Annotated in this window: 1 protein-coding gene; it reads left to right on the top strand. The window is 33.5% G+C overall.

Annotated elements, in window-relative coordinates; genetic code table 11:
* Positions 1–512: hypothetical protein (locus TY19_RS16150; protein WP_042280399.1), on the top strand; the 512-nt coding region annotated here is incomplete at its 5' end.
* Between the last annotated feature and the right edge of the window lie 269 nt (positions 513–781).

Raw genomic sequence — 781 nt, 5'->3', positions numbered from 1 at the left:
ATAGTTTATATCAAACAGATAAATTTGTTGAATTAGAGCCCGTCATAGAGCAGGTTAAAGAAGGTATTACCTTCTGGGGCACTCGTTACGTTTATCTTCCCGGAAGCTCAGATAGATTCCACATTGACATTTTAGCTAGACGCGTTATTGAGCTGATGGAAAAAACGCGATTCGAATATACGGAGGAAGAAAGAAATGCAGGTAAAAAAATCGCAGCTAAAATTGATCAGATTTATGAAGATAATGATAAAAGATTAGCAGGAAAATGGTTCCTGACGAGATTTTTTTGCTATCTGCAAGATAATTTTAGAGAAGGAGGATATCATCCCCGATTTCATTGGGAATATAATAATGAAAAATTTAATTGGTACTCAGCTTCTCAATATCAAGAAATATTTAATCGCATGCCCAAAGTAGATCAGGAAGCTTCAATCACACATTATAATGCATATTATAAAGACCTTGGAACTATAGTTTTATATTTTCCTCCTGAAGACAGACAAGACACTTAGCTTAGTGAATCTCAGACAAAATAGCTGTCTCTAGATAGTTAGATCAAATTTTCGCTAAGAGCTACAGTTATTTTGTCTAAAATTCATAGATTTTTAAAGCTGTAAACATAAGTAAATTAAATCACTACAAAATTCAACGGATCAAGCACATGCATTTAGAAAATAGTTTATATCAAACAGATAAATTTGTTGAATTAGAACCAGTTATAGAACACGTTAAAGAAGGCATCACCTTCTGGGGCACTCGTTACGTTTATCTTTCCGAAAGC

Origin of the sequence: Candidatus Protochlamydia sp. R18 (assembly GCF_000648255.1) — a bacterium.
Taxonomy (GTDB): Bacteria; Chlamydiota; Chlamydiia; order Chlamydiales; family Parachlamydiaceae; genus Protochlamydia; species Protochlamydia amoebophila.
The sequence above is the reverse complement of the archived record's forward strand: the minus strand, read 5'-3'. Positions and strand labels throughout refer to the sequence as shown.